This is a genomic window from Pseudomonas sp. 8O (genome assembly GCF_902506495.1).
GTDB classification, from domain to species: Bacteria; Pseudomonadota; Gammaproteobacteria; order Pseudomonadales; family Pseudomonadaceae; genus Aquipseudomonas; species Aquipseudomonas chaetocerotis.
In genome coordinates this window covers 1,265,508-1,292,485 of record NZ_LR733265.1, presented here as the reverse complement: position 1 = coordinate 1,292,485, position 26,978 = coordinate 1,265,508, and the positions used below count along the sequence as shown (strand labels likewise).

24 protein-coding genes are annotated in these 26,978 nt (G+C 63.4%); 18 read left to right on the top strand and 6 right to left on the bottom strand.

The features are described 5' to 3' along the window. Nucleotides 1-18 precede the first annotated feature (18 nt). Complete coding sequence (locus GV002_RS19525; RefSeq protein ID WP_160019921.1) at nt 19-1,017, bottom strand: alpha/beta hydrolase family protein; 999 nt, start codon at nt 1,015-1,017, stop codon at nt 19-21. 113 nt (nt 1,018-1,130) lie between these two features. Between GV002_RS19525 and GV002_RS19520 the strand changes: the two genes are divergently transcribed. The 16 genes from GV002_RS19520 (at nt 1,131) to trpC (ending at nt 20,564) form a co-directional block, all read left to right on the top strand. Next, nucleotides 1,131-3,536 carry a PAS domain-containing sensor histidine kinase gene (locus GV002_RS19520; RefSeq protein ID WP_160019920.1) on the top strand — a complete coding sequence of 802 codons (2,406 nt, stop codon included), beginning with the start codon at nt 1,131-1,133 and terminating at the stop codon, nt 3,534-3,536. Then, nucleotides 3,533-4,162 carry a response regulator transcription factor gene (locus GV002_RS19515; protein WP_160019919.1) on the top strand — a complete coding sequence of 210 codons (630 nt, stop codon included), beginning with the start codon at nt 3,533-3,535 and terminating at the stop codon, nt 4,160-4,162. The genes GV002_RS19520 and GV002_RS19515 overlap by 4 nt, the downstream gene beginning before the upstream one ends. A gap of 260 nt (nt 4,163-4,422) precedes the next feature. Then, entirely contained in the window at nt 4,423-5,520 is a 1,098-nt protein-coding gene (locus tag GV002_RS19510) for an ABC transporter ATP-binding protein (protein ID WP_160019918.1), read from the top strand. A gap of 53 nt (nt 5,521-5,573) precedes the next feature. Then, the gene (locus tag GV002_RS19505; RefSeq protein ID WP_160019917.1) at nt 5,574-6,605 is read left to right on the top strand and encodes an ABC transporter substrate-binding protein; all 1,032 of its coding nucleotides are present in this window, start codon (nt 5,574-5,576) and stop codon (nt 6,603-6,605) included. 154 nt (nt 6,606-6,759) lie between these two features. Continuing rightward, nucleotides 6,760-8,007 carry an ABC transporter permease gene (locus GV002_RS19500; RefSeq protein ID WP_160019916.1) on the top strand — a complete coding sequence of 416 codons (1,248 nt, stop codon included), beginning with the start codon at nt 6,760-6,762 and terminating at the stop codon, nt 8,005-8,007. Nucleotides 8,008-8,186: 179 nt separating this feature from the next. Continuing rightward, on the top strand, nt 8,187-9,014 hold the full coding sequence (locus GV002_RS19495; RefSeq protein WP_160019915.1) for an ABC transporter permease: 828 nt from the start codon (nt 8,187-8,189) through the stop codon (nt 9,012-9,014). Nucleotides 9,015-9,118: 104 nt separating this feature from the next. Beyond that, nucleotides 9,119-10,489, top strand: a complete 1,371-nt coding sequence (locus GV002_RS19490) for a sigma-54 interaction domain-containing protein (protein WP_160019914.1) — start codon at nt 9,119-9,121, stop codon at nt 10,487-10,489. A 177-nt stretch (nt 10,490-10,666) separates the two neighbouring features. After that, nucleotides 10,667-11,815 (top strand): iron-containing alcohol dehydrogenase, encoded by a 1,149-nt coding sequence (locus tag GV002_RS19485; RefSeq protein ID WP_160019913.1) that lies wholly within the window; start codon nt 10,667-10,669, stop codon nt 11,813-11,815. Nucleotides 11,816-11,892: 77 nt separating this feature from the next. After that, nucleotides 11,893-13,272, top strand: coding sequence for a membrane protein (locus GV002_RS19480; protein ID WP_017675656.1), 1,380 nt, complete (start codon nt 11,893-11,895; stop codon nt 13,270-13,272). A 62-nt stretch (nt 13,273-13,334) separates the two neighbouring features. Next, a complete protein-coding gene (gene gabD / locus GV002_RS19475) occupies nt 13,335-14,795 on the top strand; it encodes an NADP-dependent succinate-semialdehyde dehydrogenase (protein WP_160019912.1) in 1,461 nt (486 codons plus the stop codon). Between the two features lie 163 nt (nt 14,796-14,958). Then, complete coding sequence (gene rpe / locus GV002_RS19470) at nt 14,959-15,633, top strand: ribulose-phosphate 3-epimerase (RefSeq protein ID WP_160019911.1); 675 nt, start codon at nt 14,959-14,961, stop codon at nt 15,631-15,633. Next, entirely contained in the window at nt 15,630-16,310 is a 681-nt protein-coding gene (locus GV002_RS19465) for a phosphoglycolate phosphatase (RefSeq protein WP_160019910.1), read from the top strand. Before rpe ends, GV002_RS19465 begins: the two co-directional genes overlap by 4 nt. Before the next feature lie 274 nt (nt 16,311-16,584). Continuing rightward, on the top strand, nt 16,585-18,075 hold the full coding sequence (trpE, locus tag GV002_RS19460; RefSeq protein WP_160019909.1) for an anthranilate synthase component I: 1,491 nt from the start codon (nt 16,585-16,587) through the stop codon (nt 18,073-18,075). A 13-nt stretch (nt 18,076-18,088) separates the two neighbouring features. Further along, the gene (locus GV002_RS19455; protein ID WP_021488787.1) at nt 18,089-18,685 is read left to right on the top strand and encodes an aminodeoxychorismate/anthranilate synthase component II; all 597 of its coding nucleotides are present in this window, start codon (nt 18,089-18,091) and stop codon (nt 18,683-18,685) included. Next, nucleotides 18,682-19,728 (top strand): anthranilate phosphoribosyltransferase, encoded by a 1,047-nt coding sequence (gene trpD, locus GV002_RS19450; protein ID WP_160019908.1) that lies wholly within the window; start codon nt 18,682-18,684, stop codon nt 19,726-19,728. Before GV002_RS19455 ends, trpD begins: the two co-directional genes overlap by 4 nt. Further along, on the top strand, nt 19,725-20,564 hold the full coding sequence (trpC, locus tag GV002_RS19445; protein WP_160019907.1) for an indole-3-glycerol phosphate synthase TrpC: 840 nt from the start codon (nt 19,725-19,727) through the stop codon (nt 20,562-20,564). The genes trpD and trpC overlap by 4 nt, the downstream gene beginning before the upstream one ends. A 49-nt stretch (nt 20,565-20,613) precedes the next feature. On the opposite strand, the gene crp is transcribed toward trpC, so the two are convergent. Continuing rightward, nucleotides 20,614-21,258: a cAMP-activated global transcriptional regulator CRP gene (crp, locus tag GV002_RS19440; RefSeq protein ID WP_017675648.1), complete on the bottom strand. Its 645-nt coding sequence runs from the start codon at nt 21,256-21,258 to the stop codon at nt 20,614-20,616. 234 nt (nt 21,259-21,492) lie between these two features. Here crp and GV002_RS19435 point away from each other — a divergent pair, with 234 nt between their 5' ends. After that, nucleotides 21,493-21,915, top strand: a complete 423-nt coding sequence (locus tag GV002_RS19435) for an OsmC family protein (protein ID WP_160019906.1) — start codon at nt 21,493-21,495, stop codon at nt 21,913-21,915. Nucleotides 21,916-21,961: 46 nt separating this feature from the next. Here the strand turns inward: GV002_RS19435 and coq7 are convergent, their stop codons facing one another. Together coq7 and GV002_RS19425 are read right to left on the bottom strand one after the other, a co-directional pair. Further along, the gene (coq7, locus tag GV002_RS19430) at nt 21,962-22,609 is read right to left on the bottom strand and encodes a 2-polyprenyl-3-methyl-6-methoxy-1,4-benzoquinone monooxygenase (protein ID WP_160019905.1); all 648 of its coding nucleotides are present in this window, start codon (nt 22,607-22,609) and stop codon (nt 21,962-21,964) included. Nucleotides 22,610-22,670: 61 nt separating this feature from the next. After that, nucleotides 22,671-23,498 carry a formylglycine-generating enzyme family protein gene (locus tag GV002_RS19425; RefSeq protein WP_160019904.1) on the bottom strand — a complete coding sequence of 276 codons (828 nt, stop codon included), beginning with the start codon at nt 23,496-23,498 and terminating at the stop codon, nt 22,671-22,673. Nucleotides 23,499-23,621: 123 nt separating this feature from the next. Between GV002_RS19425 and GV002_RS19420 the strand changes: the two genes are divergently transcribed. After that, a complete protein-coding gene (locus tag GV002_RS19420; protein ID WP_160020208.1) occupies nt 23,622-25,103 on the top strand; it encodes an AAA family ATPase in 1,482 nt (493 codons plus the stop codon). A gap of 8 nt (nt 25,104-25,111) precedes the next feature. Here GV002_RS19420 and GV002_RS19415 read toward each other — a convergent pair whose 3' ends face one another. Together GV002_RS19415 and GV002_RS19410 are read right to left on the bottom strand one after the other, a co-directional pair. Next, entirely contained in the window at nt 25,112-25,900 is a 789-nt protein-coding gene (locus tag GV002_RS19415; protein ID WP_160019903.1) for an SDR family NAD(P)-dependent oxidoreductase, read from the bottom strand. A 9-nt stretch (nt 25,901-25,909) separates the two neighbouring features. After that, entirely contained in the window at nt 25,910-26,872 is a 963-nt protein-coding gene (locus tag GV002_RS19410; protein ID WP_160019902.1) for a DUF805 domain-containing protein, read from the bottom strand. Between the last annotated feature and the right edge of the window lie 106 nt (nt 26,873-26,978).

Sequence of the window (26,978 nt, the reverse complement as noted above, 5' to 3'; positions counted from 1 at the left end):
GTAGTTTTCAGCCGCCTGCTAGCTGCCTGCGGCGCGTATGTGCTGCGTCAGCCAGCCGCGTAGACGGCGGTAGAGCTGTTCTTGCTGAACATCCAGATTGCCTGGCAGCGCCTTCATCGACACCTGTACGTACGTGGGTAGCTTCGCTCGCTTGCTGGCCTGCAGGCGCTTCAAGGCAGCCGTGCGGTCGGTGGCTTGATCCTTGTAGAAGAAGTCGCCGGTGGCCACGGCCAGCTGTGTGACCATTTCATCCAGTGGCGGCGCGAAGCCGGCAGGTAGTTCGGCTGCCACCATCAGCAGATTCTGCACGTTGTCCGGCTGGCGTTCGCTCAGGTAGCGCGCGGCCCAGTAGGCGCCGCTGCCGTGGCCTAGCAGGACGATTTCCCTGGCTTGCTGCTGGCTGGCGAAGGCGATGGCGGCATCGATGCGCGCCATCACGCGATCGACGTGGGCCTGACGCCGCTGCTCCGGGCTGATCGCGCTGCTGTCCGTGGGTTGAACACCTTCTGCCGCCGGCGTTTGTACAGGGTCATCGGCAGCGGAAGCCGCCTCGGTACTTGCAGGATCAGCGGGCACCGCTGGAGTGTCGGCGCTGGCATCACGCAGTGGCAGCGGGTCACCGTCCGGGTCCGGCAGCGTCAGGCTCAGGCTGTGCCAGCCGGCGTCGGGCAGCTTGCGCCGCAACGGACCGACAGCCGCGGCGCCATCGGCATTTTCCACGTCGCCGGGCACCAGGATCACCGCGCCACTGGGTTCGCCGACGTTGGCCGGAAGCCAGAGGGCGAGGAAGCTTTCTGCGCCGGCCTGCAGCATCTGCTGCTCACGCTTGTCCAGACGTTGCTCAAGCACCTGTGCGTCGCTGACGCTGCGTTCGGGCAGCAGTGGGCGTTCGCTGGGAGTCGATGTTTCGGCCTCGCCGGGCGTCGCGTTCTGTGTGTCCTCGGTCGGCTCCTGCGCCCAGCTCGTGGCAGTGCAGAACAGGCAGAAACCGAGCAGTGCGAGTGAGTTCAAGCGCATCGATGAAGCTCCTTGGTGACTGCTACAGAGCCTAATGCCGAGCTCCGCTTTTGTCAGGCGATTAGCGCAAGACTGGAGTAAGGTAGGGGATCGCGTCACCGGATTCGCCGTGCATGAACTCCCTTCTCCGTTCCCTCGCCCTCCTGCTGATGCTGGCCATTCCCACCGCCTGGGCCGAGAGCACGCGCATGCCATTGCGCCCCGCTTTCGATGCCGAGCAGCGCGCCTGGCTCAAGGAGCATCCGGTGCTGCGCGTGGGCCTTGTCCAGCAGGCGCCCTGGGTCGTGCGTGACCAGAACCGACAGTTGACGGGCGCCAATGTCGAACTGATGCAGCGTCTGCTCGAAGGCATGGGTGTGACCCCCGACTGGCGCTTGTATCCGAACCTGGGGGCCCTGGAACGTGCCGCAAGCGCCGGCGAGGTGGACCTGGCCCCAGGCCTGCAGCAGACACCGGCCGGCCTGCGCATCTGGCATTACTCCATGCCTTACCTGCGCGTACCGCATCTGGTGGTTGGCGAGCGTAGCGGCAATGGCGCGGTGGATCTCGACCAACTGCCGCTGGAGCAGAGGGTCGCGTTGCGTACGCCGAGTCAGGCTGCCGAATACCTGGAACGGACTCATACCAACCTGCGTCTGCGCGCGACGACTTCGGAGCGTTCGGCGTTGCTCTTGGTTCTGAATCAGGAGGTCAGCTACGCGGTGCTGGATGAAGCGAGCCTCAGCCTGCTGCTACGCGAGTCACGCTTCTCCAGTTTGAGCATCGTGGGTGACATAGGTCTGCCGCAGCTCCTGCGTCTGGCCACGCGCCGCGATCAGGCGCTGTTGCCCGGCATCGTCGATCAGACCCTGAAGGCACTGCCGGCTCGCGAATTGGAGGCGTTACGGGAAACCTGGATGCCTTTGCGCTATCCGCAGTCCACTGATTTCGTCGGTTTCTGGAAGACGCTCGCGCTATTTTTCGGTCTGGTGTTGATGCTGGTTGCAACTGCGCTCTATCGGCAAAGGCAGCAGACGCGTTTGCTGGAGCGAGGGCTGCTGGGTGCCCGTGGTGAGCTGGATCGTCACCAGCAGGCGGCCGAGGCATTGCGTCTGAGCCAGTTTTCCATCGACCACAGTACGGTGGGCATTCTCTGGGTCAACTGGGACAGTCACCTGCGCTACGCCAACCGCGCCGCCGAACGCATGCTTGGCTACGCCGCTGGCGAGCTGGTGGACAAACCATTGAGTCAGTTGGAGCCCGGCCTGCACATGGATCGTTGGCTCAACCTGTGGAAGCGCGTGCGTGAGCAGGAAGAGGGTTCCCCCAGCTTCGAGGTCGACTGCCTGCGCGCCGACGGCAGCCGCATGCCGGCCGATGTTTCCCTGAGTTTCCTGCGTTATCGCCAGGCCGAGTATCTGGTGGTGTTTCTCAGCGACGTCACCGAACGCCGTCGGGCGCGTGCGGCGCTGGAGGAGAGCGAGGCACGCTTCAAGGGTATCGCCGGCAACGTGCCCGGCCTGGTGTTCCGCCTGGAGCGCGCCGGGCCGGGAGCGGTGGTCAACTTCGCCTACATCAGCGAGGCCAGTCAGGACATGGTCGGCTGGCCGGCGCACGAGTTGCAGCGCGAGGAGCGCGGTATCCGCAGCCTGGTGCATCCGCAGGATCTGAACAGCTATCTGAACAGCCAGACGCTGGCGCTGGAAGGCGAGAGCGACTGGTACTGGCAGGGGCGCATCCTCACCGCCGATCAGGAGGTGCTGTGGGCCGATATCCGCACCACCGCGCGCCCGCTGGGCAATGGGCGTGTGGTCTGGGACGGGATTCTCTGGGATATCACCGAGAACAAGCTGGCCGAGCTGGCGCTGGCCGACTCGCGGGCGCGTCTGCGCGAACTGTCGGCGCACCTGGAAAGTGTGCGCGAGGAGGAAAAGGCACGGATCGCCCGCGAAGTGCACGACGAGCTGGGGCAGGTGCTGACCGTACTCAAGCTGGAAACGGCGATGTGCGAGTTGGTTTGCGCCGGACAGATTCCCGAGCTGGACGAGCGCCTCAACAGCATGAAACGCCTGATCGCTCAGTTGTTCCAGCTGGTGCGTGATGTGGCCACGGCGCTGCGCCCGCCGATTCTCGATGCCGGCATTGCCTCGGCCATCGAATGGCAGGTACGGCGTTTCGAGGAGCGCACGCAGATTCCTTGTCTGGTCGAAGTGCCGGAGCACCTGCCGCATCTGCCGGATGCCCAGGCCATAGGTATGTTCCGCATTCTCCAGGAGGCACTGACCAACGTGATGCGACATGCCGGTGCGCACAGCGTCGAGGTGCGCCTGTGGCAGGAAAGGGGCGCCTTGTGTCTGTCGGTCGTCGACGATGGCAAGGGCTTCGATCCGGCGCTGCGCAAGCCGGGGCAATCCTTCGGCCTGGTCGGCATGCAGGAACGCATGCTCATGCTCGGCGGACAGTTGCAGATTGACAGCCAGCCGGGCGAGGGCACTACGCTGTGTGCGCGTATCAATCTGGAAGAGGAGATCGCAGCGTGATTAGGGTACTGGTGGCCGAAGACCACACCATCGTTCGGGAAGGCATCAAGCAACTGATCGGTATGGCGCGTGATCTCGAGGTGGCCGGCGAAGCCTGTAACGGCGAGCAACTGATCGAGGTGTTGCGCCGCACCTCTTGCGATGTGGTGCTGCTGGATATCTCCATGCCCGGCGTCAATGGTCTGGAGGCCATCCCACGTATTCGCGCGCTGACCGAAGCTCCGGCGATTCTGGTGCTGTCGATGCACGACGAGGCGCAGATGGCGGCGCGTGCGCTCAAGGCCGGGGCGGCCGGCTACGCCACCAAGGACAGCGACCCGGCGCTGTTGATCACCGCGATTCGCAAGGTGGCCGGCGGTGGGCGTTATATCGATCCGGCGTTGGCCGACCGCATGGTCTTCGAGGTCGGCCTGACCGATTCGCGTCCACCTCATGCGCAACTGTCCGAGCGTGAGTTTTCGGTGTTCGAGCGTCTGGTTCGGGGAGAGGGCGTCAACGATATCGCCCTGCACCTGGCGATAAGCAACAAGACCGTGAGCACGCACAAGGCGCGTCTGATGCAAAAGCTCGGCGCGCATTCGATGGCCGATCTGGTGCGTTACGCGATGGAGCATCGCCTGGTCTGAGTTGCGCATGGCTTTGCGTGCAGAGTGCGCGGTGCGCACCAATGCCGTGGAACCGGAAGATTGGTGCGCGCAGCCCAGGCGGCCCCGCGACACCTTACGGGCGTGATGCCCGAGATACTGACTCGGGATTTGTAGGACAATCCCTACACGAGATTCTCCTCGCGCCTGATATCAGCTTGTCATCCCGCCCGATTTTTCGCCCTTTCTCGCCGACCTAATCTTGGGTCATCGGCCTGAGACAAGAACAAGGGTGTGGTGTGATGGCAAACGATGTACTGGTGAGCTTCCGTGGCGTGCAGAAGAGCTATGACGGCGAAACGCTGATCGTCAAAGACCTCAACCTGGATATCCGCAAGGGTGAGTTCCTGACCCTGCTCGGCCCGTCCGGCTCCGGCAAGACCACCAGCCTGATGATGCTGGCCGGTTTCGAGACGCCGACCGCTGGCGAGATCCTCCTCGATGGGCGCTCCCTGAACAAACTGCCGCCGCACAAGCGTGACATCGGCATGGTGTTCCAGAACTACGCGCTGTTTCCGCACATGACCGTGGCCGAGAACCTGGCCTTCCCGCTGAGCGTGCGTGGCATGTCGCGCACCGACATCAGCGAGCGGGTCAAGCGCGCGCTGTCGATGGTACAGCTCGACAGCTTCCGCAACCGCTATCCGGGCCAGCTCTCCGGTGGCCAGCAGCAGCGCGTGGCGCTGGCCCGTGCGTTGGTGTTCGAGCCGCAACTGGTGCTGATGGACGAACCCCTCGGTGCGCTGGACAAGCAACTGCGCGAACACATGCAGATGGAGATCAAGCACCTGCACCAGCGTCTGGGCGTGACCGTGGTCTACGTGACCCATGACCAGGGCGAAGCGCTGACCATGTCTGATCGTGTAGCTGTGTTTCACCAGGGCGAGATCCAGCAGATCGCCGCGCCGCGCGAACTCTACGAAGCGCCGCACAACACCTTCGTCGCCCAGTTCATCGGTGAGAACAACCGCCTGGCTGGCGAGCTGATCAGCCGCGATGGCGAGCAGTGCGTTGTGCGCCTGGCGCGTGGTGAAGAGGTGCGCGCCACGGCAGTCAATGTCGGCGCAGTGGGCGATGCCGTGAGCCTGTCGATCCGCCCCGAGCGCATCCGTTTGAATGGCCACAGCGAAACCTGCCCGAATCGTTTCTCCGGGCGTATCGCCGAGTTCATCTACCTGGGTGACCACGTGCGTATTCGCATGGAGGTCTGCGGCCAATCCGATTTCTACGTCAAACAACCTGTGGCCGAGCTCGATCCGGCCCTGACGGTTGGTGACCTGGTTCCGCTCGGCTGGTCTGTCGAGCATGTCCGCGCGCTGGATCCACTCCAAGCCGAGTGAGCCTTTCGCGCAGTGCTTCACCTTTACCCCGAAACACAGAGGAGCTGATAAGAATGACGAAATCCCTGAAGCTCGCGGCGTTGGCCCTGGGCGTTAGCTGCGCCATGCCGGCACTGGCGGTGGATCTGACGGCGGTTTCCTTCGGCGGCGCGAACAAGGCGGCGCAGGTCAAGGCGTTCTATGAACCCTTCGAGAAGGACACTGGCAACAAGGTGCTGGGCGGCGAATACAACGGTGAGATGGCCAAGGTCAAAGCCATGGTCGACACCCGCAGCGTGAGCTGGGACCTGGTGGAGGTGGAGTCTCCGGAGCTGGCCCGCGGTTGCGACGAAGGTCTGTTCGAGGAACTCGACCCGGCGCAGTTCGGCGATGAGGCTAACTTCATCGACGGCGCAATCCAGCCGTGCGGCGTCGGCTTCTTCGTCTGGTCCACGGTGCTGGCCTACAACGCCGACAAATTGAGCGCTGCACCGACCAGTTGGGCCGACTTCTGGGACGTCGAGAAATTCCCGGGCAAGCGTGGCCTGCGCAAGGGCGCCAAGTACACCCTGGAGTTCGCCCTGATGGCCGACGGCGTGCCGGTCAAGGACGTATACAAGGTGCTGGCCACCAAGGAAGGCCAGGATCGAGCGTTCAAGAAGCTCGACGAACTGAAACCCAATATCCAGTGGTGGGAAGCCGGTGCCCAGCCGCCGCAGTACCTGGCCTCCGGCGACGTGGTGATGAGCTCGGCCTACAACGGTCGTATCGCGGCCGTGCAAGCCGAGAGCAACCTGCAAGTGGTGTGGAACGGTGGCATCTACGACTTCGACTCCTGGGCCATCCCGCGTGGCGCCAAGAACGTGGAGCTGGCCAAGGAATTCATCGCCTATTCGGTCAAGCCGGAGGCGCAGAAGACTTACTCGGAAAACATCGCCTACGGTCCGGCCAACAAGCAGGCCATCGAGTTGCTGGCGCCGGAGCGTTTGAACCTGATGCCGACCACCCCGGAAAACATCGCCAACCAGGTGGCCATCGACGTGACCTTCTGGGCTGACTATGGCGAGCAGCTGGAGCAGCGTTTCAACGCCTGGGCCGCCCGTTAAGCAAGGTGTCGCGCAGCGACGCCTTCCTCGTCCCCTTCTCCTGCGGGAGAAGGTGGCGCTTAGCGCCGGATGAGGGGGCGGAGCTGCCCAAATGATGTTTGTCGTATCCCCGAATTTCTGCCGCCTGGAGCGGCCTTAGCTTGCGGAGTTGTCCATGGCCGCCGTACTGCCTGCCAACGATTTGCCTGGGCCGAGCCTGAAGCAGCGTCTGGCTCGTGCCGAGCGTTTCAATCGCCTGAAATCCAAGGCGCTGATCCTGCCGCTGTTGCTGTTTCTCCTGCTGACCTTCCTGCTGCCCATCGGCGCGCTGCTGATGCGCAGCGTGGACAACCCTGAGGTGGTCGGCAGCCTGTCGCGTACCGTCGAGGCGATTGCCGGATGGGATGGCCGTGGTCTGCCGGATGAATCGGTATACCGGGCGATTGCCGACGATATGCTCGAGGCGCGGCGCAACCAGAGCCTGGGCGATCTGTCCAAGCGCCTGAACATGGAGCTGGCGGGCTTCCGTAGCCTGGTCAGCAGTACCGCTCGCAAGTTGCCGCTGCGCGAGGAACCAGCGTCCTACCAGGAAGCCTTTCTCGACATGGACGAGCGCTGGGGCGATCCCGCCTACTGGCAGGTGATACGCCGCAATGCTTCGTCGGTGACGCCCTACTATTTGCTGGCCGCGCTCGATCACCGCATCGACGACCTTGGCGAACTGGCCAAGGCCACACCGGACCAGGCCATTTATCTGGACATCTTCGCCCGCACCTTCTGGATGAGTCTGGTGATCACCGCCATCTGTCTGGTGCTGGCTTACCCACTGGCTTACCTGCTGGCCAACCTGCCGACGCGCCAGGGCAACCTGCTGATGATTCTGGTACTGCTACCGTTCTGGACCTCGATTCTGGTGCGGGTGGCGGCCTGGATCGTGTTGCTGCAGTCGGGCGGGCTGATCAACAGCGCGCTGATATCGCTGGGCATCATCGAGCAACCGCTGCAACTGGTGTTCAACCGTAGCGGCGTGTACGTGGCCATGGTTCACATCATGCTGCCGTTCATGATCCTGCCGATCTACAGCGTGATGAAGGGTATCTCGCCCAGCTACATGCGTGCGGCGGTGTCGCTGGGTTGCCACCCGTTCGCCAGTTTCTGGCGGGTGTACTTCCCGCAGACCCTGGCCGGTGTCGGCGCCGGTTGCCTGCTGGTGTTCATCCTGTCGATTGGCTACTACATCACCCCGGCGCTGCTGGGCAGCCCGAACGACCAGATGATCAGCTACTTCGTCGCCTTCTACACCAACACCACCATCAACTGGGGCATGGCCACGGCCCTTGGCGGCCTGCTGCTGGCCGCGACCCTGGTGCTTTACGTGGTGTACAGCTGGCTGGTTGGTGCGAGCAAGCTGAGGCTTGCTTGAAAACGGTCTGCACAGCAGGCCATCTGATGACCCTCTCCCATTCATGGGAGAGGGTGCCCGAAGGGCGGGAGAGGGCGGCTATTAGTTGCGCCCATCCCTCTCCCCTACGCCGGGCGCCCCCAACCCCTCTCCCGCAAGCGGTAGAGGGGAGCTTAAAAAGCTCACTGGAGTAAAACCGCATGCTCAGCCCCTACATGTCACCCGTCGAGCGTCTCTGGTACTACGGCCTGCGCATTCTCTGCGGCCTGGTGCTGCTGTTTCTGATCCTGCCGGTGCTGGTGATCGTGCCGCTGTCGTTCAACTCCGGCACCTTCCTGGTCTATCCGCTGCAGGGCTTCTCGCTGCGCTGGTACGAGGACTTCTTCATGTCCGCCGACTGGATGCGCTCGCTGAAGAACAGCCTGATCATCGCCCCGGCCGCGACCATGCTGGCCATGGTCTTCGGCACCCTGGCGGCCATCGGCCTGACCCGTGGCGAGTTTCGCGGCAAGGCGCTGGTGATGAGCCTGCTGATCTCGCCGATGATCGTGCCGGTGGTGATCATCGGTGTGGCCAGCTATCTGTTCTTCGCCCCGCTGGGCATGGGCAACAGCTACCTGTCGCTGATCCTGGTGCATGCCGTGCTCGGCGTGCCGTTCGTGATCATCACCGTGTCGGCCACCCTGCAGGGCTTCAACCACAACCTGGTGCGCGCCGCCGCCAGTCTCGGCGCCTCGCCACTGACGGCGTTTCGCCGGGTGACCCTGCCGCTGATCGCGCCGGGCGTGATCTCCGGCGCACTGTTCGCCTTCGCCACCTCGTTCGACGAAGTGGTGGTGACCCTGTTCCTCGCTGGCCCCGAGCAGGCCACCCTGCCGCGGCAGATGTTCAGCGGTATCCGCGAGAACCTGTCGCCAACCATCGCTGCCGCGGCGACCCTGCTGATCGGCTTCTCGGTGTTGCTGCTGCTGACTCTGGAGTGGCTGCGTGGGCGTAGCGAGAAGCTACGCACTTCGATGCCGGAATAGATCGCCGCAGTTGTATGTTCAGGGCCTCGCTGGGAAACCGGCGGGGCCTTGCTCGTTTCCGGGCGTAGAATGTGCAGTTTCTCCTGTCCCAACAAGGCGGCCAGATGGACTTCGATGATCCCGGTTTTCGTGAGCTGATCGACGCGTTGCACGATGGCGTCTACATCACCGACGCCGATGGCATCACCCTCAAGGTCAACAGTGCTTATGAGCGCCTGACCGGGCTGCGTGCCGAGGACGTCGTCGGCCAGCACATGCAGGCGCTGGTAGAGCAGGGCGTGATCTCGCAGTCGGTGTCCTTGCGTGTGCTCAAGGAAGGCAAGGCGCTGTCGCTGATGCAGAGCGTCAGCCAGGGCAAACGCCTGCTGGTCAGTGGTACGCCGATCTTCGCCAGCGATGGCCGCGTGCGTTACGTGGTCAGCACCGTGCGCGACATGACCGAGCTGTTGCGCATGAAGCATGAGCGTGATGAGCTGCAGCAGCTGAAGCAGTTACGCAGCAGCACGGCCAGGCTGCATGCCGGGCAGCGTGACGATCTGCTCGATGCCTCACCAGTCGCCGATCAGCCCGCTTCCGGGCGCGTCTTCATGCAGGCGCGGCAGGTCGCTGCCAGCGACGTGAAGGTGCTGCTGCAGGGGGAGACCGGCGTTGGCAAGACCCTGATCGCCCAGTACATCCACAAGAGCAGCCCGCGCGCAGCGCAGCCGTTCCTGGCGCTGAACTGCGGTGCGCTGCCGGAGAACCTGATCGAAGCCGAGTTGTTCGGCTATGTGCCGGGCGCGTTCACCGGTGCAGGCAGCAAGGGCAAGCGCGGTCTACTGGAGCTGGCGCACCAGGGCACGGTTTTCCTCGATGAGATCGGTGATCTGCCACTGCCGCTGCAGGTCAAGCTGCTCAAGGTGATCGAGGAGAGCCGCTTCATCCCGGTCGGTGGCCTGGAGTTGAAGGAGGTGGACGTGCGCATCATCACCGCCACCCACCACGACCTGCGTACGATGGTCGCCGAGGGGCGTTTTCGCGCCGACCTCTACTACCGGCTCAACGTCGTGCCGATCCACATTCCGGCCTTGCGCGAGCGCCCCGAGGAAATTCAGCCGCTGCTGGATTTTTACCTGGCCGAATTCAACCAGCGTTATGGCCGAGCGCTGAGCTGGGAACTCGAAGCGCTCGATGCACTGACCGACTACGCCTGGCCCGGCAATATCCGCGAGCTGATCAATCTGGTCGAGCGCCTGGTGGTCACCTGCAGTGGCGAACGCATCGAGCTGTTCGACCTGCCTGAGGAGATGCGCATCGCCCGCAGCGCCGCAGGCGAAGACGACCTGCTGCCATTGCGCAAGCAGGTGGAGAACCTTGAGCGGCGCCTCATCCGCCGTGCGCTGATGCAGCACAAGACCACCCGAGAGGCAGCCAAGGTGCTTGGTCTGAGCCAGGCGACGCTGGTGCAGAAGATGAAACGCTGGGAACAGGGTTGATTGAAAAATGGATCGAATCACGGTCTTTTGATTGATTTTCTGATCAAGCGCAGCCCGTAGCGCGCTGTGACAAATCGACGCAAGCCTTCTACCACGCCGCTTTCGGCGAGCTGGCACAGGAATGGCTATGGCAAGCCCCGAACCCGCTCAGCACAACAACGCATAAGGGGCCTGCTGATGAACACTGCCGCATTCAAGATCGCCAACAAGCTGCTGACCGGCCAGGGTGCCGTGGAGCAATTGGCGCTCGAACTGCCTCGACTGAATATCACCAACCCGCTGATCGTCACCGACGCCATCCTGATCAAGTCCGGTACGGTCGAGCATGTCCTCAAACAGCTCGGCGAGCGCCGCTATGGCATCTATGACGGTGTCGAGCCGGAGCCGGAGATCGCCATCGTCGAAGCCTGCGCCAAGGTCTATCGCGACGGCGGTCACGATGGTCTGATCGGCGTCGGCGGCGGCAGCGCCATCGATATCGCCAAGGCCGTGGCCGGTTATGTTGGTCATGACGGTGCACTGGAAGAGCTGTTCGGTGTCGATCAGATCAAGCGCAAAGGGCCGCCGCTGATTGCCATCCCGACCACCGCCGGCACCGGCTCGGAAGTGACCAACGTGTCGATCCTCTCCGACAAGCAGGCCCAGCTGAAGAAGGGCATCGTCAGCGATTACCTGCTGCCCGACGTGGCCCTGGTCAGCCCGCTGATGACCCTGACCTGCCCGCGCGGCGTGACCGCTGCCAGTGGCGTCGATGCATTGGTGCACGCGGTGGAGTCCTATCTGTCGGTCAACGCTTCGCCGATCACCGATGCCCTGGCCATTGGCGCCATCAAGCTGATCGCCAAGGCGCTGCCCAAGGCCTATGCCAACCCGGCGGATCTGGTCGCTCGCGAAGACATGGCCACTGCCAGCCTGATGGCCGGCATGGCTTTCGGCAATGCCGGCGTTGGCGCTGTGCATGCGCTGGCCTACCCGCTGGGCGGTCGTTTCAACATCGCTCATGGCGTCAGCAATGCCTTGCTGCTGCCCTACGTGATGGCCTGGAACAAGCTGGCCTGCGTCGAGCGCATGGCCGAGATCGCTGCTGCTCTTGGCGTGCAAACGCATGGCCTGGGCGACAAGGCCGCCGCCGACCTGGCCGTCGAGGCCATGGCCGAGCTGTGCGCCAGCGTCGACATTCCCAAGGGCATGCGCAGCTTCGGTGTACCGGAAGACGCCATCCCGGCCATGGCCGAGGAGGCGAGCAAGATCGACCGCCTGATGCGCAACAATCCGCGGCGCCTGACGGCTGGCGACATCGAACAAATCTACCGCGCTGCCTACTGATTACCGCAACGAAGATGACAGGCCCCAGTGTGCTGGGGCCGGCTGAAATACAACTCTAATAAAGCTGGGTGACTCAAATGTCCGAACTGCATCAACAAGACCTTGGTGTGGAAGCCCCCTACTGGCCGGTGGGGCCATTCAAGGTGCGTCTGCCTTTCATTCATTACCGCTTCGAAATATCCGACTACATGCAGGGCCTGCTCATGTGCGCGGTGGATCTGGCGGCGATTCCGTTGATGACGGAATTCCTCGGCATGCCTTTCGAGGTGGCGCTGGCGGTGGTCATGCTCAACGGGCTGCTGTACCTGACCCACCACCTGCTGGGCGACCCGGTGGTTCCGGGCTGGATCACCCCGGCGATTCCGCTGTTGATGGCTTACTGCAGCCAGTTCCCGGAGGGCCCGGAGCGGGTGCATGCGCTGATTGCCTTCCAGTTGATGCTCGGGGTGTTCTCGATAGGCCTGGGCATGACGGGTATGGCACGCAAGGTGGTGTCCTTGGTGCCCTCTGCGCTCAAGGCCGGCATCATCATGGGCGCCGGCCTTAGCGCGGTGGTGACGGTATTCAAGGAAGGCGGTCGCTTCGACAGCTTCCCCTGGACCATTTCCATTGCCATCGGCATCGCCTTTTACCTGGTGTTTTCCATCCATTTCCAGGAGCTGAAGAAGCGCAATCGCTTCTGGTGGAACTTCGCCAAGCTGGGCATCTTCCCGATCATTCTACTGGCGGTAATCGTCGCGCCGATTTTCGGCGAGGCACCCTGGCCCAGCATCGAGTGGGGTATCAGCCAGCCGGACTTCGTCACCCTGTGGAACGAATACACCGTATTCGGCCTTGGCATGCCGCCGCTGATGATGTTCGTCACCGCCATCCCCACCGTGTTCGCCGCCTATCTGGTGGTGTTCGGTGACGTGCTCGGCGCCAAGGCGATCCTCGGCGAGGCCGACCATGTGCGCCGTGACGAGAAGGTCGACTTCAACCCTAACCGCTCGCACCTGATCTTTGGTGGGCGCAATGCCTTCATGAGCATCTTCGGGCCGGACGTGGCCATGTGTGGCCCGCAGTGGTCCGCCATGCAGGTGGTAATCACCGAGCGCTTCAAGGGTGGCGCCAAGGCGATGAAATCGATCTACGGCGGGGTTGGCTCGTTCCGTTGGGGCACCAATACCGGTCTGCTGTTGTTGCCGGTGGTGACGCTGGTGCAGCCGATCCTCGGTGTTGCGCTGGCGCTGACTCTGCTGATCCAGGGCTACGTCAGCGTGCGCCTGGGCATCATGGAGGCGCGCAGCCAGCGTGACCTGGGTATCGCCGGGGTGATCGGTGCGGTGCTGGCGATCAAGGGCGCCGGCTGGGCCTTCGCCATCGGTGTTGGTCTGTGCGCGCTGATCTATGGGGCAAGGATGTTCCGTGGCGAGAACGACCAGACCTTCACCAAGGATCTGCCGCCCGCCGAGTGAGGCCTGTGCAATCCCCAATTCAGCCGAGGGGCGAACGCCTCCCTCGGCAGCAGGAGAAAATCATGCAACTGAACGATCCCGATCTGCTGCGCCATCAGGCCTATATCGATGGCCAATGGTGCGACGCCAGCAATGGCGATGTGACTGAAATCTTCAACCCTGCCAACGGCGAGTTGCTGGGCGTCGTGCCGAACATCGGCGGCGCGCAGGCCCGTCAGGCCATCGAAGCGGCGCAGGCTGCCCAACCCGCCTGGCGTGCGTTGACGGCCAAGGAGCGTGCGGCGCGACTGCGCGAATGGTACGAACTGATGCTGGCCAACCAGGAAGACCTGGCCCGGATCATGACCGCCGAGCAGGGCAAGCCGCTGACCGAAGCGCGTGGTGAGGTGCTCTACGCTGCTTCGTTCATCGAGTGGTTCGCCGAGGAGGCCAAGCGCGTCTACGGCGACACCATTCCCGGCCATCAGCCGGATAAGCGCTTGATCGTGACCAAGGAGCCCATTGGCGTGACCGCAGCGATCACGCCCTGGAACTTCCCGGCGGCGATGATCACCCGCAAGGCCGGCCCGGCGTTGGCCGCTGGCTGCGCCATGGTGCTCAAACCGGCGCCACAGACACCGTTCAGTGCGCTGGCGCTGGCGGTGCTGGCCGAGCGCGCGGGCATCCCGGCCGGGCTGTTCAGCGTACTGCCGGCCGATGCCGAGCGTTCCCGTGAAGTCGGCGCCGAGCTATGCGCCAACCCCATCGTGCGCAAGCTGTCGTTCACCGGTTCCACCGGCGTCGGCATCAAATTGATGGAGCAATGTGCGCCGACGCTGAAGAAGCTCTCGTTGGAGCTTGGTGGCAATGCGCCGTTCATCGTCTTCGAGGACGCCGATCTGGATGCTGCGGTCGAGGGCGCGATGGTCGCCAAGTACCGCAACGCCGGGCAGACTTGCGTCTGCGCCAATCGCCTGTATGTGCATGAGTCCGTCTACGACGCCTTTGCCGAAAAACTGGCTGTAGCTGTGGCCAAACTGCGGGTTGGGCCGGGTGATGAAGCAGGCGTCGTCATTGGCCCGCTGATCGACGGCAATGCTGTGGCCAAGGTGCAGGCTCATCTGGCCGATGCGCTGGAGAAGGGCGCCAAGGTGCTGCAGGGCGGCAAGGCGCACGCGTTGGGCGGGCATTTCTTCGAACCCACGGTCATCACCGGTGTCACCGCGGATATGCGCGTGGCCCGCGAAGAGACCTTCGGCCCCCTGGCACCGCTGTTCCGTTTCAGTGACGAAGCCGAAGTGGTGCGTCAGGCCAACGACACCGAGTTCGGTCTGGCCGGCTACTTCTATACCCGTGACTTGGGCCGCACCTTCCGTGTAGCCGAAGCGCTGGAGTACGGGATGGTGGGTATCAATACCGGGCTGATTTCCAATGAGGTCGCGCCATTCGGCGGCATGAAATCCTCTGGCCTGGGCCGTGAAGGCTCCAAGTACGGCCTGGATGAGTATCTGGAGATCAAGTACCTCTGCCTCGGCGGTATCTGAGGCAGGCGGCTCACGGTGGGAGGGACTTCAGTCGCGATTGGCTTGGCACAAAAGCCAGAAGCTCGCCGCTGAAGCGCCTCCCACTGTCTCCTGCGCTTGTCGATCAAGGGCGCCACAGCCGTTACAATGCGCGTCACCGTGATCCAGCACTCAGAGGTGCGCCATGCAACCCTTCGCCATCGCCCCGTCGATCCTTTCCGCCGACTTCGCCCGCCTGGGTGAGGAAGTGGACAACGTACTCGCCGCCGGGGCGGACATCGTCCACTTCGATGTCATGGACAACCACTACGTGCCCAACCTGACCATCGGCCCGATGGTCTGCTCGGCGCTGCGCAAGTACGGCATTACTGCGCCGATCGACGCGCACCTGATGGTCAAGCCGGTGGATCGCATCATCGGTGACTTCATCGAGGCGGGCGCTTCCTACATCACTTTCCACCCGGAAGCCTCCGAGCATATCGACCGTTCCCTGCAGCTGATCAAGGCTGGCGGCGCCAAGGCCGGCCTGGTGTTCAACCCAGCCACCCCGCTGGACGTGCTCAAGTACGTGATGGACAAGGTCGACATGATCCTCTTGATGAGCGTCAACCCCGGTTTCGGCGGGCAGAAGTTCATCCCCGGCACCCTCGACAAGCTGCGTGAGGCCCGTGCGCTGATCGATGCCAGTGGCCGCGAGATCCGCCTGGAGATCGACGGCGGCGTCAACGTGCAGAACATTCGCGAGATCGCCGAGGCGGGTGCGGACACCTTCGTCGCCGGTTCGGCAATCTTCAACCAGCCGGACTACAAGGCGGTGATCGACGCCATGCGCGCCGAGCTGGCCGTGGTGCGTGGATGAAACCGCTGCGCGCATTGTGCGGCGGTGAGCTGCCGCGCCTGGTGATGTTCGACCTGGACGGCACCCTGATCGACTCGGTGCCGGATCTGGCCGAGGCGGTCGACCGCATGCTGATCGAGCTGGGTCGCCCGCCGGCTGGCGTTGAAAAGGTGCGTGACTGGGTCGGCAACGGCGCGCGGGTGCTGGTGCGCCGCGCCCTGGCTGGCGGCCTGGATCATGCAGCTGTGGGCGAGGCTGAAACCGAGCAGGCGCTGGCGCGCTTTCTTGATATCTATGCCGACTGTCATCACCTGACCGCGTTGTATCCCGGCGTGCACGAGTTGCTCGAAGCGCTGAGCACGGCGGCCGTCGAGCTCGCCGTAGTGACCAACAAACCGGAGCGCTTCGTCGCGCCGTTGCTGGAGCAGGTCGGCCTGGGCGGCTATTTCCGCTGGATCATCGGCGGCGATACCCTGGCGCAGCAGAAACCCGACCCGGCTGCGCTGCTGCAGGTGATGCGCCTGGCCGGGGTCGAGGCGGCGCAATCGTTGTTCGTCGGCGACTCGCGTAACGACGTGCTGGCCGCGCGCGCTGCCGCGGTGCCCTGCGTCGCCGTGAGTTACGGCTACAATCACGGCCGGCCGATTGCCGAGGAGCGGCCGAGTCTGGTGGTCGATAGCCTGGCCGAGCTGCTGTAATTGCATTTGTGCGTAGGAGCCCGCTTGCGGGCGATGATTCGGTTGATCGCCCGCAAGCGGGCTCCTACGGGTTGCTTAGCCTGAGCGGCTGCGCTACCTTGGCCGCTCTCCCCATTCCCCGCCTGTCGAGATCGCACCGTGGTGGTTAGCTGCAAACTCTGGATGAAAGTGATCAAGGCTCTGGCCCGTTGGCGCTGGCGCGCCTGATCTCGTCCTGCCGCCGCCGCGCGGCCCGTTTGCACCCGACCGTTTACCCCGAGCCATGAGGCTGATCATGACCCATGAAGAATTCCTGCGTTTAGCCGCTGAAGGCTACAACCGCATTCCGCTTGCCTGCGAAACCATCGCTGACTTCGATACCCCGCTGTCGATCTACCTGAAACTGGCCGATGCGCCCAATTCCTACCTGCTGGAGTCTGTGCAGGGCGGCGAAAAGTGGGGCCGCTACTCGATCATCGGCCTGCCGGCGCGCACCGTGCTGCGTGTGCACGGTCATGAGGTGGTGATCACCACCGACGGCGTCGAGGTCGAGCGTCATGAGTGCGCCGATCCGCTGGCCTTCGTCGAGCAGTTCAAGGCGCGCTACAAGGTGCCGACCATCGCCGGGCTGCCGCGCTTCAATGGCGGGCTGGTCGGCTACTTCGCCTACGACAGTGTGCGATACGTGGAGCCCAAGCTGGCTGCCGGGGTGAACCCCGATGTGCTGGGCACGCCGGACATCCTGCTCAATGTCTCCGATGCCGTGGTGGTGTTCGACAACCTGGCGGGCAAGATGCACGCCATCGTGCTGGCCGACCCGGCTGAGGCGCAGGCCTTCGAACGTGGCCAGGCGCAACTGCAGGAAATCCTGCACAAGCTGCGTCAGCCGTTCACCCCGCGTCTGGGGGTGGATCTGAACAAGCCTGCGGGCGAGGAGCCCGCGTTCCGCTCCAGCTTCAGTCGCGAGGATTACGAACGCTCGGTCAGCGCCATCAAGGATTACATCCTGGCGGGCGACTGCATGCAGGTGGTGATTTCCCAGCGCATGTCGATTCCGTTCAAGGCGGCGCCCATCGACCTGTACCGCGCGCTGCGTTGCATCAATCCGACGCCTTACATGTACTTCTTCAACTTCGGCGATTTCCATGTGGTGGGTTCGTCGCCCGAGGTGCTGGTGCGTGTCGAGGACAACCTGGTCACCGTGCGGCCCATCGCCGGCACCCGCCCGCGTGGCGCCACCGAAGAGGCCGATCTGGCGCTGGAAGAAGACCTGCTGGCCGATGCCAAGGAAGTCGCCGAGCACCTGATGCTGATCGATCTGGGCCGCAACGACACCGGGCGCGTCTCGGAAATCGGTTCGGTGAAACTCACCGAGAAGATGGTCATCGAGCGTTATTCCAACGTCATGCACATCGTTTCCAACGTCACTGGCGAGCTGAAGAAGGGCCTGACTTCGATGGACGCGCTCCGGGCCATCCTGCCAGCCGGCACCCTGTCCGGTGCGCCGAAGATCCGCGCCATGGAAATTATCGACGAGCTGGAGCCGGTCAAGCGCGGCGTCTACGGCGGTGCGGTCGGTTACTACGCCTGGAACGGCAACATGGACACCGCGATTGCGATTCGGACTGCGGTGATCAAGGACTTTGAGCTGCACGTGCAGGCCGGCGCCGGCATCGTTGCCGACTCGGTGCCCGCGCTGGAGTGGGAAGAAACCCTGAACAAGCGCCGCGCCATGTTCCGTGCCGTCGCGCTCGCCGAACAGACTGCCGTCCAGGCCCAGGAATAAGAGGAGCCGTACCATGCTTTTGATGATCGACAACTACGACTCCTTCACCTACAACGTCGTGCAGTACCTGGGCGAGCTGGGTGCCGACGTGCACGTGATCCGCAACGATGAACTGACCATCGCCGAGATCGAGGCTCTGCAGCCCGAGCGCATCGTCGTCTCGCCCGGCCCTTGCACGCCTACCGAGGCCGGTGTGTCCATCGAGTCCATCCTGCATTTCGCCGGCAAGCTGCCGATCCTGGGTGTTTGTCTCGGCCACCAGAGCATCGGCCAGGCCTACGGCGGTGATGTGGTGCGTGCGCGCCAGGTGATGCATGGCAAGACCAGCCCGGTATTCCATGAGGACAAGGGCGTGTTCGCCGGCCTCAACAACCCGCTCACCGTGACCCGCTATCATTCCCTGGTGGTCAAGCGTGAAACCCTGCCGGATTGCCTGGAAATCACCGCCTGGACCCAGCATGAAGACGGCTCGGTCGACGAGATCATGGGCCTGCGCCACAAGACTCTGAACATCGAGGGCGTGCAGTTCCATCCCGAATCCATCCTCACCGAGCAGGGTCACGAACTGTTCGCCAACTTCCTCAAGCAGACCGGAGGCGTGCGCGCATGAATATCAAGGAAGCTCTGGGCCGCATCGTCGCCCAGCTCGATCTGACCACCGAGGAAATGCAGGCGGTGATGCGCGAGATCATGACCGGCCAGTGCACCGACGCGCAGGTCGGCGCCTTCCTTATGGGCATGCGCATGAAGAGCGAGACCATCGACGAGATCGTCGGCGCCGCCAGCGTCATGCGTGAGCTGGCCGCGCCCGTGGTCATCGATGCCGAGCGGCTGGTCGATACCTGCGGCACTGGTGGCGACGGCATGAACATTTTCAACGTCTCCACCGCGGCAGCCTTCGTCGTCGCGGCAGCCGGCGGCAAGGTGGCCAAGCACGGCAACCGCGCGGTCTCCGGCAAGAGTGGCAGCGCCGATCTGCTCGAAGCCGCCGGCGTCTACCTGGGGCTCAAGCCCGAGCAAGTGGCGCGCTGTGTCGAGAGCGTGGGCGTCGGTTTCATGTTCGCGCCGTCTCATCACGGGGCGATGAAGCACGCCATCGGCCCGCGCCGCGAGCTGGCGTTGCGTACCCTCTTCAACATGCTTGGCCCGATGACCAACCCGGCAGGTGCCAAGCATCAGGTCATCGGTGTATTCAGCCAGGCGCTGTGCCGGCCGATGGCCGAAGTGCTGCAGCGCCTGGGTAGCGAGCACGTACTGGTGGTGCACGCGCAGGATGGGTTGGACGAAATCAGCCTGGCCGCGCCAACCTTCATTGCCGAACTCAAGAATGGCGCGGTCAGCGAGTACCGCATCCAGCCCGAGGATTTCGGCATCAAGAGTCAGAGCCTGATCGGCCTGACCGTCGACAACGCCGAGCAGTCGCTGGCGCTGATCCACGATGCCCTCGGCCGGCGCAAGACTGACAATGGCCAGAAGGCCGCCGACATGATTGTGCTCAACGCTGGCGCGGCGCTCTATGCTGCTGACCATGCCAGCAGCCTGCGCGAAGGTATGCAACTGGCGCATGACGCCCTGCACACCGGCCTGGCGCGCGAGAAGCTGGAAGAGCTGGTGTCCTTTACCGCAGTATTCAAACAGGAGAACGAAGGGTGAGCGTGCCAACCGTACTGGAGAAGATCGTCGCCCGTAAGTTCGAGGAAGTCGCGGCACGTCGCGCTCAGGTCAGCCTGGCCGAGATCGAGGCTGCTGCGCGCAGTGCCGACGCACCGCGTGGCTTCGCCCGCGCGCTGCTCGAGCAGGCGGCGCGCAAGCAACCGGCCGTGATCGCCGAGATCAAGAAGGCCTCGCCGAGCAAGGGCGTGCTGCGCGCCGACTTCGTACCGGCGGATATCGCCCGTAGCTACGAAGCGGGCGGCGCCACCTGCCTGTCGGTGTTGACCGATATCGATTTCTTCCAGGGCGCCGATCAGTACCTGCAGCAGGCGCGCACCGCCTGCGCGCTGCCGGTGATCCGCAAGGACTTCATGGTCGATCCGTACCAGATCGTCGAAGCGCGTGCACTGGGCGCCGACTGCGTGCTGTTGATCGTGTCCTGTCTGGATGACGTACGCATGGCCGAGCTGGCCTCGGTGGCCAAGGACGTCGGTCTCGACGTGCTGGTCGAGGTGCATGACGGCGACGAACTGGAGCGTGCGTTGAAGACGTTGGATACGCCACTGGTGGGTATCAACAATCGCAACCTGCACACCTTCGATGTCAGCCTGGAAACCACCCTCGACCTGCTGCCGCGTATTCCGCGTGATCGTCTGGTGGTGACCGAAAGCGGCATTCTCAATCGCGCCGATGTCGAGCTTATGGAGATCAACCAGGTTTATGCCTTCCTGGTCGGTGAAGCCTTCATGCGTGCGGAAAGTCCGGGCAGCGAATTGCAGCGCTTGTTCTTTCCCGAACGCGGCCGGCCGGCTGTCATCGGCAACGATCCTGAGTAAGACGCATAAAAAAGCCGGCAATCAAGCCGGCTTTTTTATGGAGGCTGGTTCAGCGCGTGCCGAAGACCACCATGGTCTTGCCTTTGACGTGTACCAGGCCCTGTTCTTCCAGCGACTTGAGTACCCGACCGACCATCTCGCGGGAGCAGCCGACGATGCGGCCGATTTCCTGACGGGTGATCTTGATTTGCATGCCATCCGGATGGGTCATCGCATCCGGCTGCTTGCACAGGTCAAGCAGGGTGCGCGCAACACGGCCAGTGACATCGAGGAAGGCCAGGTCGCCGACCTTGCGCGTGGTATTGCGCAGGCGCTCGGCCATCTGGCTACCGAGGGCGAAGAGGATTTCGGGGTCTTGCTGGGTCAGTTCGCGGAACTTGGCGTAGCTGATTTCCGCTACTTCGCATTCGGTCTTGGCGCGAACCCAGGCGCTGCGTTCCTTCTCTGAGCCATCCTTTTCGAACAGGCCCATCTCGCCGAAAAAGTCGCCAGAGTTGAGATAGGCGATGATCATTTCACGGCCATCGTCATCCTCGATCAGGATGGTGACCGAGCCCTTGACGATGAAGAACAGGGTTTCGCAGCGATCACCTGCGTAGATGATGGTGCTTTTGGCTGTGTAACGACGGCGATGACAATGTGCGAGAAGCTTGTCGAGGTTCTTGATCTTTGGTGTAAGGGTAATAGCAACCATGCCCGAGTCCCGAATATGAAAAGTGAAGGCCTTTGTCCAACGGCAATTTCTTATTTGTTATCCGGCCAAGTGTGACAGCATTCCGACGCCAGCTTAACAGACATACTATGACCAAGGAGTTTTTTGCGACTTGGGTAACGTTACGGCGTGGAACTTTCGCGCATTCGGCGCACATCGGATTGCAGCCTGCCTGTGCTAATCTGCCGAACTTTTCCACTCTGGGAGCCAATATCGATGAAAGCGCGTGTGCAATGGGCCGGTGAAGCTCTGTTCCTCGGCGAGTCCGGTAGTGGCCATGCCGTGGTGATGGACGGTCCGCCCGATGCGGGTGGTCGTAACCTCGGTGTTCGGCCGATGGAGATGCTGCTGATCGGCCTCGGTGGCTGCAGCAACTTCGATGTGGTCAGCATTCTGCGCAAGGGCCGCCAGCCGATAGAAAGCTGCGAGGTGTTCCTCGACGCCGAGCGCGCAGACGAGGAGCCCAAGGTGTTCACCAAGATCCACCTGCACTTCGTGGTCAAGGGCCGCGGGCTGAAAGAGGCTCAGGTGAAGCGGGCGGTGGAGCTGTCGGCGGAGAAGTACTGCTCGGCCTCGATCATGCTGGGTCGTGCCGGTGTGGATATCAGCCACGATTACGAAATCGTCGAGCTGGGCTGAGGTTTGCTGGAAGTAACGAGGGCGCCGATTGGCGCCCTCGTTCGTTTCAGATGCGGTAGGTGCTCTTGGTCATGACCTTCGACAGCAAGGTCATGCCGAACTTGATTGGCGCCGGGAAGCGCACACCGCCGGCTGCGATGGCGCTGTTGGCGTGCTGCTGTTCGTCGATGCGCATCTGTTCGAGGATGGCGCGTGACTTGGTGTCGTGCTCGGGCAGTTGCTCCAGGTGCTCGTCCAGATGCTTGCACACCTGATCTTCTGTGGCGGCGACGAAGCCCAGACTGACGCGATCACTGACCAGTCCGGCAACGGCGCCAACGCCGAAGGACATACCGTAGAACAGCGGGTTGAGTACACTGGGCTGGCTGCCCAGCTCACGAATGCGCTGTTCGCACCAGGCCAGGTGGTCGATTTCCTCATCAGCCGCATGCTCCATGGCGCTGCGCACTTCCGGGAGTTTGGCGGTCAGCGCCTGGCCCTGATAGAGCGCCTGGGCGCACACTTCTCCGGTGTGATTGATGCGCATCAGGCCGGCGACGTGGCGCGACTCCTCGCTGCTCAGCTCGGTCTCGTTCTGTACGATGGCAGGCGATGGGCGACCCGGCGCACCGCTGAATGGCAGCAGTGTGCGCAGCGCTGCATCGGCTTGCAGCAGCAGGCGGTCGACGGGGGAATACTGACGTTCGCTGGCCATGGGGCACCTCCAGAGGTAACAACCGGGCTAGTTTACTGCAAAGTCGCCAGGTCGTCCGCGCTCAAGGCAGCTCGCGCAGCACGCGAAAGCCCAGGGCATAGTCGCGATGATGTGGCTGCTTGAGATCGCGCATGCTGCTGCGCAGGTAGACCGGGCCGCTGTTCCAGGCGCCGCCGCGCACCACGCGCGGGCTGTTGTCGAGCAAGCCGGCGCTCTGTGTTTCGCTGCCGTCGAAGCGCTGGGTGAAGTTCGAGGCTGTCCATTCCCAGACGTTGCCCGCGGTGTCATGCAAGCCGAAGCCATTGGCTGGGAACTGACCGACGGCCGCCGTCTTGTTGCGCAGCAGGCGTGAGCTGGCGCAACCGCGGCAATGAGCGCGGGGTGCCTGTTCATCGCTGTCGAGTTCGTCACCCCACCAGTAGTAGCTCTGGCTGCCGCCGCGTGCCGCATATTCCCATTCGGCTTCGGTAGGCAGGCGATAACGCGCGCCTGTCTCGCGTGACAGCCACTGGACATAGGCGTGAGCGTCACGCCAGGACACATGAATCACCGGGCGCTGCGCCGAAAGGCCCCAGCCCTCGTTGTCAGGCATGGGCAGCCCGTTGGCGTCGGCGTACTTTTGCCAGTCGGCGAAGGTGACTTCGTAGCGACCGATGGCGAAGGCTTGATCGAACGCAGTCGATCGTTGCGGGCGCTCGTTGTCATTGCCACGACCGCTGGCATCGCCAATGCGGAACTCGCCAGCCGGAATCACCACCATTTCGGGGCCCTGAGCGCCACCGGGCAACGGGTCGCTGATGGTTTCGCTGGCGACGACTGGCAGGTTGACCAGCAGGCCGGCTGCGATGGCCATGGATACTGTGACACGACGCGCTTTCAGCACTTGCACGGGGTGATGCCTCCGGCGACGATCTGCGTGTTCAGGCGGTCCATGCTGTAAGTTCTCGATGCTGTGAAACCGCGGATGGTAACCCTGCGTGCCTGGCTGGCCAAATCTCACAAGGAGTCGGTGTTGAAGAACGATATTCATGATCTTGGGCTGGTGCTGGATTCCAAGGTCAAGCTGGTGGTGATCGAGTCCTGGGACGAGCTGCGCGTGCTGGAAACCCTGACAGGTTTGGCGATCAAGCGCGGTCTCGGCCTGCACACCTGGTCGGTGACCGAGGGCCTGCAGCGTCTGGGTTTCGGCGGCGCAGCGGTGGACGAGTCTGCGACCCTCGAGCCCGAAGCGGCTCTGCGCATGATCAAGGCCGATCTGCAGCCGAACCTCTACGTGATGTGCGACCTGCATCCCTTCCTCGATGACAACCCCAGGCTGGTGCGCTTGCTCAAGGAAATCGCCATGAGCGAGGCCGCACACAAGCCGACGCTGGTGCTGGTGTCGCATGCGCTCAAGCTGCCTGCCGAAGTGCAGCGTTTCGCGGCACGCTTCAGTCTCGCGCTGCCGTCGGAAGACGAACTGCTGAGCATCGTGCGTGACGAGGCGACGCGTTGGAGTGAAGGCAATCGCGGCGCACGCGTGCGCACCGACAACCGCACCTTGCAGCAGGTGGTGAAGAACCTGCGCGGCCTCAGTCATGCCGAGGCACGCGCGCTGGCGCGCAACGTGATCTGCGATGACGGCGCGATCACCCAGGAAGACATCCCGGAGCTGAACAAGACCAAGTTCCAGCTGCTGGATCTGGAGGGCGTGCTCAGCTTCGAATACGACACCGCGCGCTTCGCCGAAGTCGGCGGGTTGGTCAACCTCAAACGCTGGCTGGCCGAACGTCAGGCCGGCTTTCTCGAAGGCAAGCTCCTTGATGCGCCGAAAGGGGTGATGCTGGTCGGCGTACAGGGCGGTGGCAAGAGCCTGGCGGCCAAGGCCGTTGCCGGACTCTGGGGCTTGCCGCTACTGCGTCTGGATTTCGCCTGCCTGTACAACAAGTTCTTTGGCGAGACCGAGCGTAATCTGCGTGAGGCGCTACGTCTGGCCGAACAGATGGCGCCCTGTGTGCTGTGGATGGACGAGGTGGAGAAGGGGTTGGCCAGTGGCGACCACGACGGAGGCGTGAGCCAGCGTGTGCTCGGCACCCTGCTGACCTGGATGGCCGAGCGCAAGGCACCGGTGTTTGTGGTGGCCACGGCCAATGCCATCGACCGTCTGCCGCCGGAACTGGTACGCAAGGGGCGCTTCGACGAGTTGTTCTTCGTCGACCTGCCCAGTGCCGAGGTTCGTGCCGACATCTTCCGTATCCACCTGCAACGCCGTGAACTGGAGCCAGGCGGCTTCGATCTTGCGCAACTGGCTGCTGCCAGCGAGGGCTACTCTGGCGCCGAGATCGAGCAGGCAGTGGTCAGCGCGTTGTACGCAGGTCAGGCGCAGCAGCAGGCGGTCGATCAGGGTTTGCTGCTGCGTGCGCTGCAGAGCACGGCGCCGCTGTCGGTGGTAATGGCCGAGCGCTTGGCGGCGTTGCGGGAGTGGGCCGATGGGCGGACGGTCAATGCCGGCTGAGCACCCGGTCAGGCGCCGGTGAAGGGGCGGGTCAGGCGACCACTGAGTTTGCGTACCAGCCAGCGCGGGGCGAGGCGTGGACTCAGGGCCAGCAGGCGGTTGCGCCAGCCGGGAATGATGATGGCGCGATTCTTTTCCAGTGCGCGAACGGTGATCAGCGCCACTTCCTCGGCGCTCATCATCAGCTTGCTGCCGGCAATCCGCGTGACGTCCATCTGCGCCGCACGGAAAAAGGCGCTGCGGGTCGGGCCGGGGCAGAGTACTGACACACGCACGCCGCGGCTTCTCAGCTCTTCGCGCAAACCCTCGGAAAAGTTCAGCACATAGGCCTTGCTGGCGTAGTAGCTGCTCATCCAGGGGCCGGGCTGGAAGGCCGCGACCGAGGCGACGTTGAGAATCTGCCCGCTGCCGTGCTCGGCCATGCGCTGACCGAGTGCGTGACACAAGCGGGTCAGTGCCAGCACGTTGACTTCCAGCTGCTCCAGCTCGCGACTCCAGTCCTGCTCCAGGAACGGACCGGCGCAGCCAAGGCCGGCGTTGTTCACCAGCAGATCGACATGCCACTGGCCTTCTTCCAGCTCCAGCAGCAGGCCGGACAATTGCAGCGGCTCGCTCAGGTCGCAGAGGCGAAACAGCACGTCGACGCCGAAGCGCTGGGCCAACTCGCAGGCGATGCTTTCCAGCGCATCACGCCGTCGCGCCACCAGAATCAGGTTGCGCCCACGGCGCGCCAGGGCCTCGGCCAAGGCCAGGCCAATGCCGCTGGACGCTCCGGTGATCAGTGCATAACTGCGCATGGTCGAGGGTTACTGCTCCTGAAACTCGGCAGCGCGCTCGACATAACCCTGGTACTGCGGAATGGCGATGGCGGCGACGATACCGGTCACTGGCACCAGCAGGAACAACCAGGCCAGTACCTTGACTGCGGTGCTGTTGGGGGGCGGTGGCGGGCCGTAGCGGTTGACGCCCTGAGTGCCGGGGATGATCAGCATCAGCAGGGCGAACACGCTGCCGACGACCGGGATCAGGTGGACCAGCAGCAGCCAGCCGGACCAACCGATGTCATGCAGACGCTGCACGCCGATGAAGACGCCGATCACGACCGCAGCAATACTGACGATACCCAGCGCCAACATGGCCAGGGTCGAGGACATCGCGGCAATGCCGGTACCGATCAACATGATCGGGATGAAGCACAGCGTCATCGCCATCAGCCAGCCCAGGTAACGCACGCGGCCGATCCGGCCGCTGACGCCGAGAACCTTGAGCTCGGAGTACTGCGGCAACTGCTCGGCGACATTCGCCTGGGGTGGCGCATAGGGCGATGCAGTCGCTGCGACGGGAGCTGGGGCAGGAGCGGCTTCGGCCAGCTGTGCCTGGCGGGCGAGGTATTTGTCGATGATGATGCCGCAGGCAGAGCACTCGCTCGCCTTGGCTTGCTCATGGCCGCATTTGGGGCAGGTCATGTCCGAGGTAGCGGCCTCCACAGCCTGCTCGGTTTCGGCTTCGGTCGGCACCAGGCTCATGCTGGCGGCCTGATCCAGCTCCTTGCGCACCTTGGCGCCCGCCTTTTGCAGCGCGTTGAGGTACTGCTCCGCCTCGCCTTCGCCCAGATCACGCTTGAGCGCCACCGGCGCTCCGCTGAACAGACTGTCGATACGAGCAAGGTCGCTCTTGAACAGGCGGGCCAGGTTTGTCTTGACCATTTCCAACGATGCCTCGGGCATTAGTTGACCGTCGAACACGATCTTGTAGCGCGGTTGATTCATGCGAGCTTCCTTGTCGGCGGGAAGTGGAGGTGAGCGAAGCGCCCGTTGAGCAGCGGGCGAGGCATAAGCCTAGAGTGCCGCGAGGCCAATATACAAGCGGCCTGAC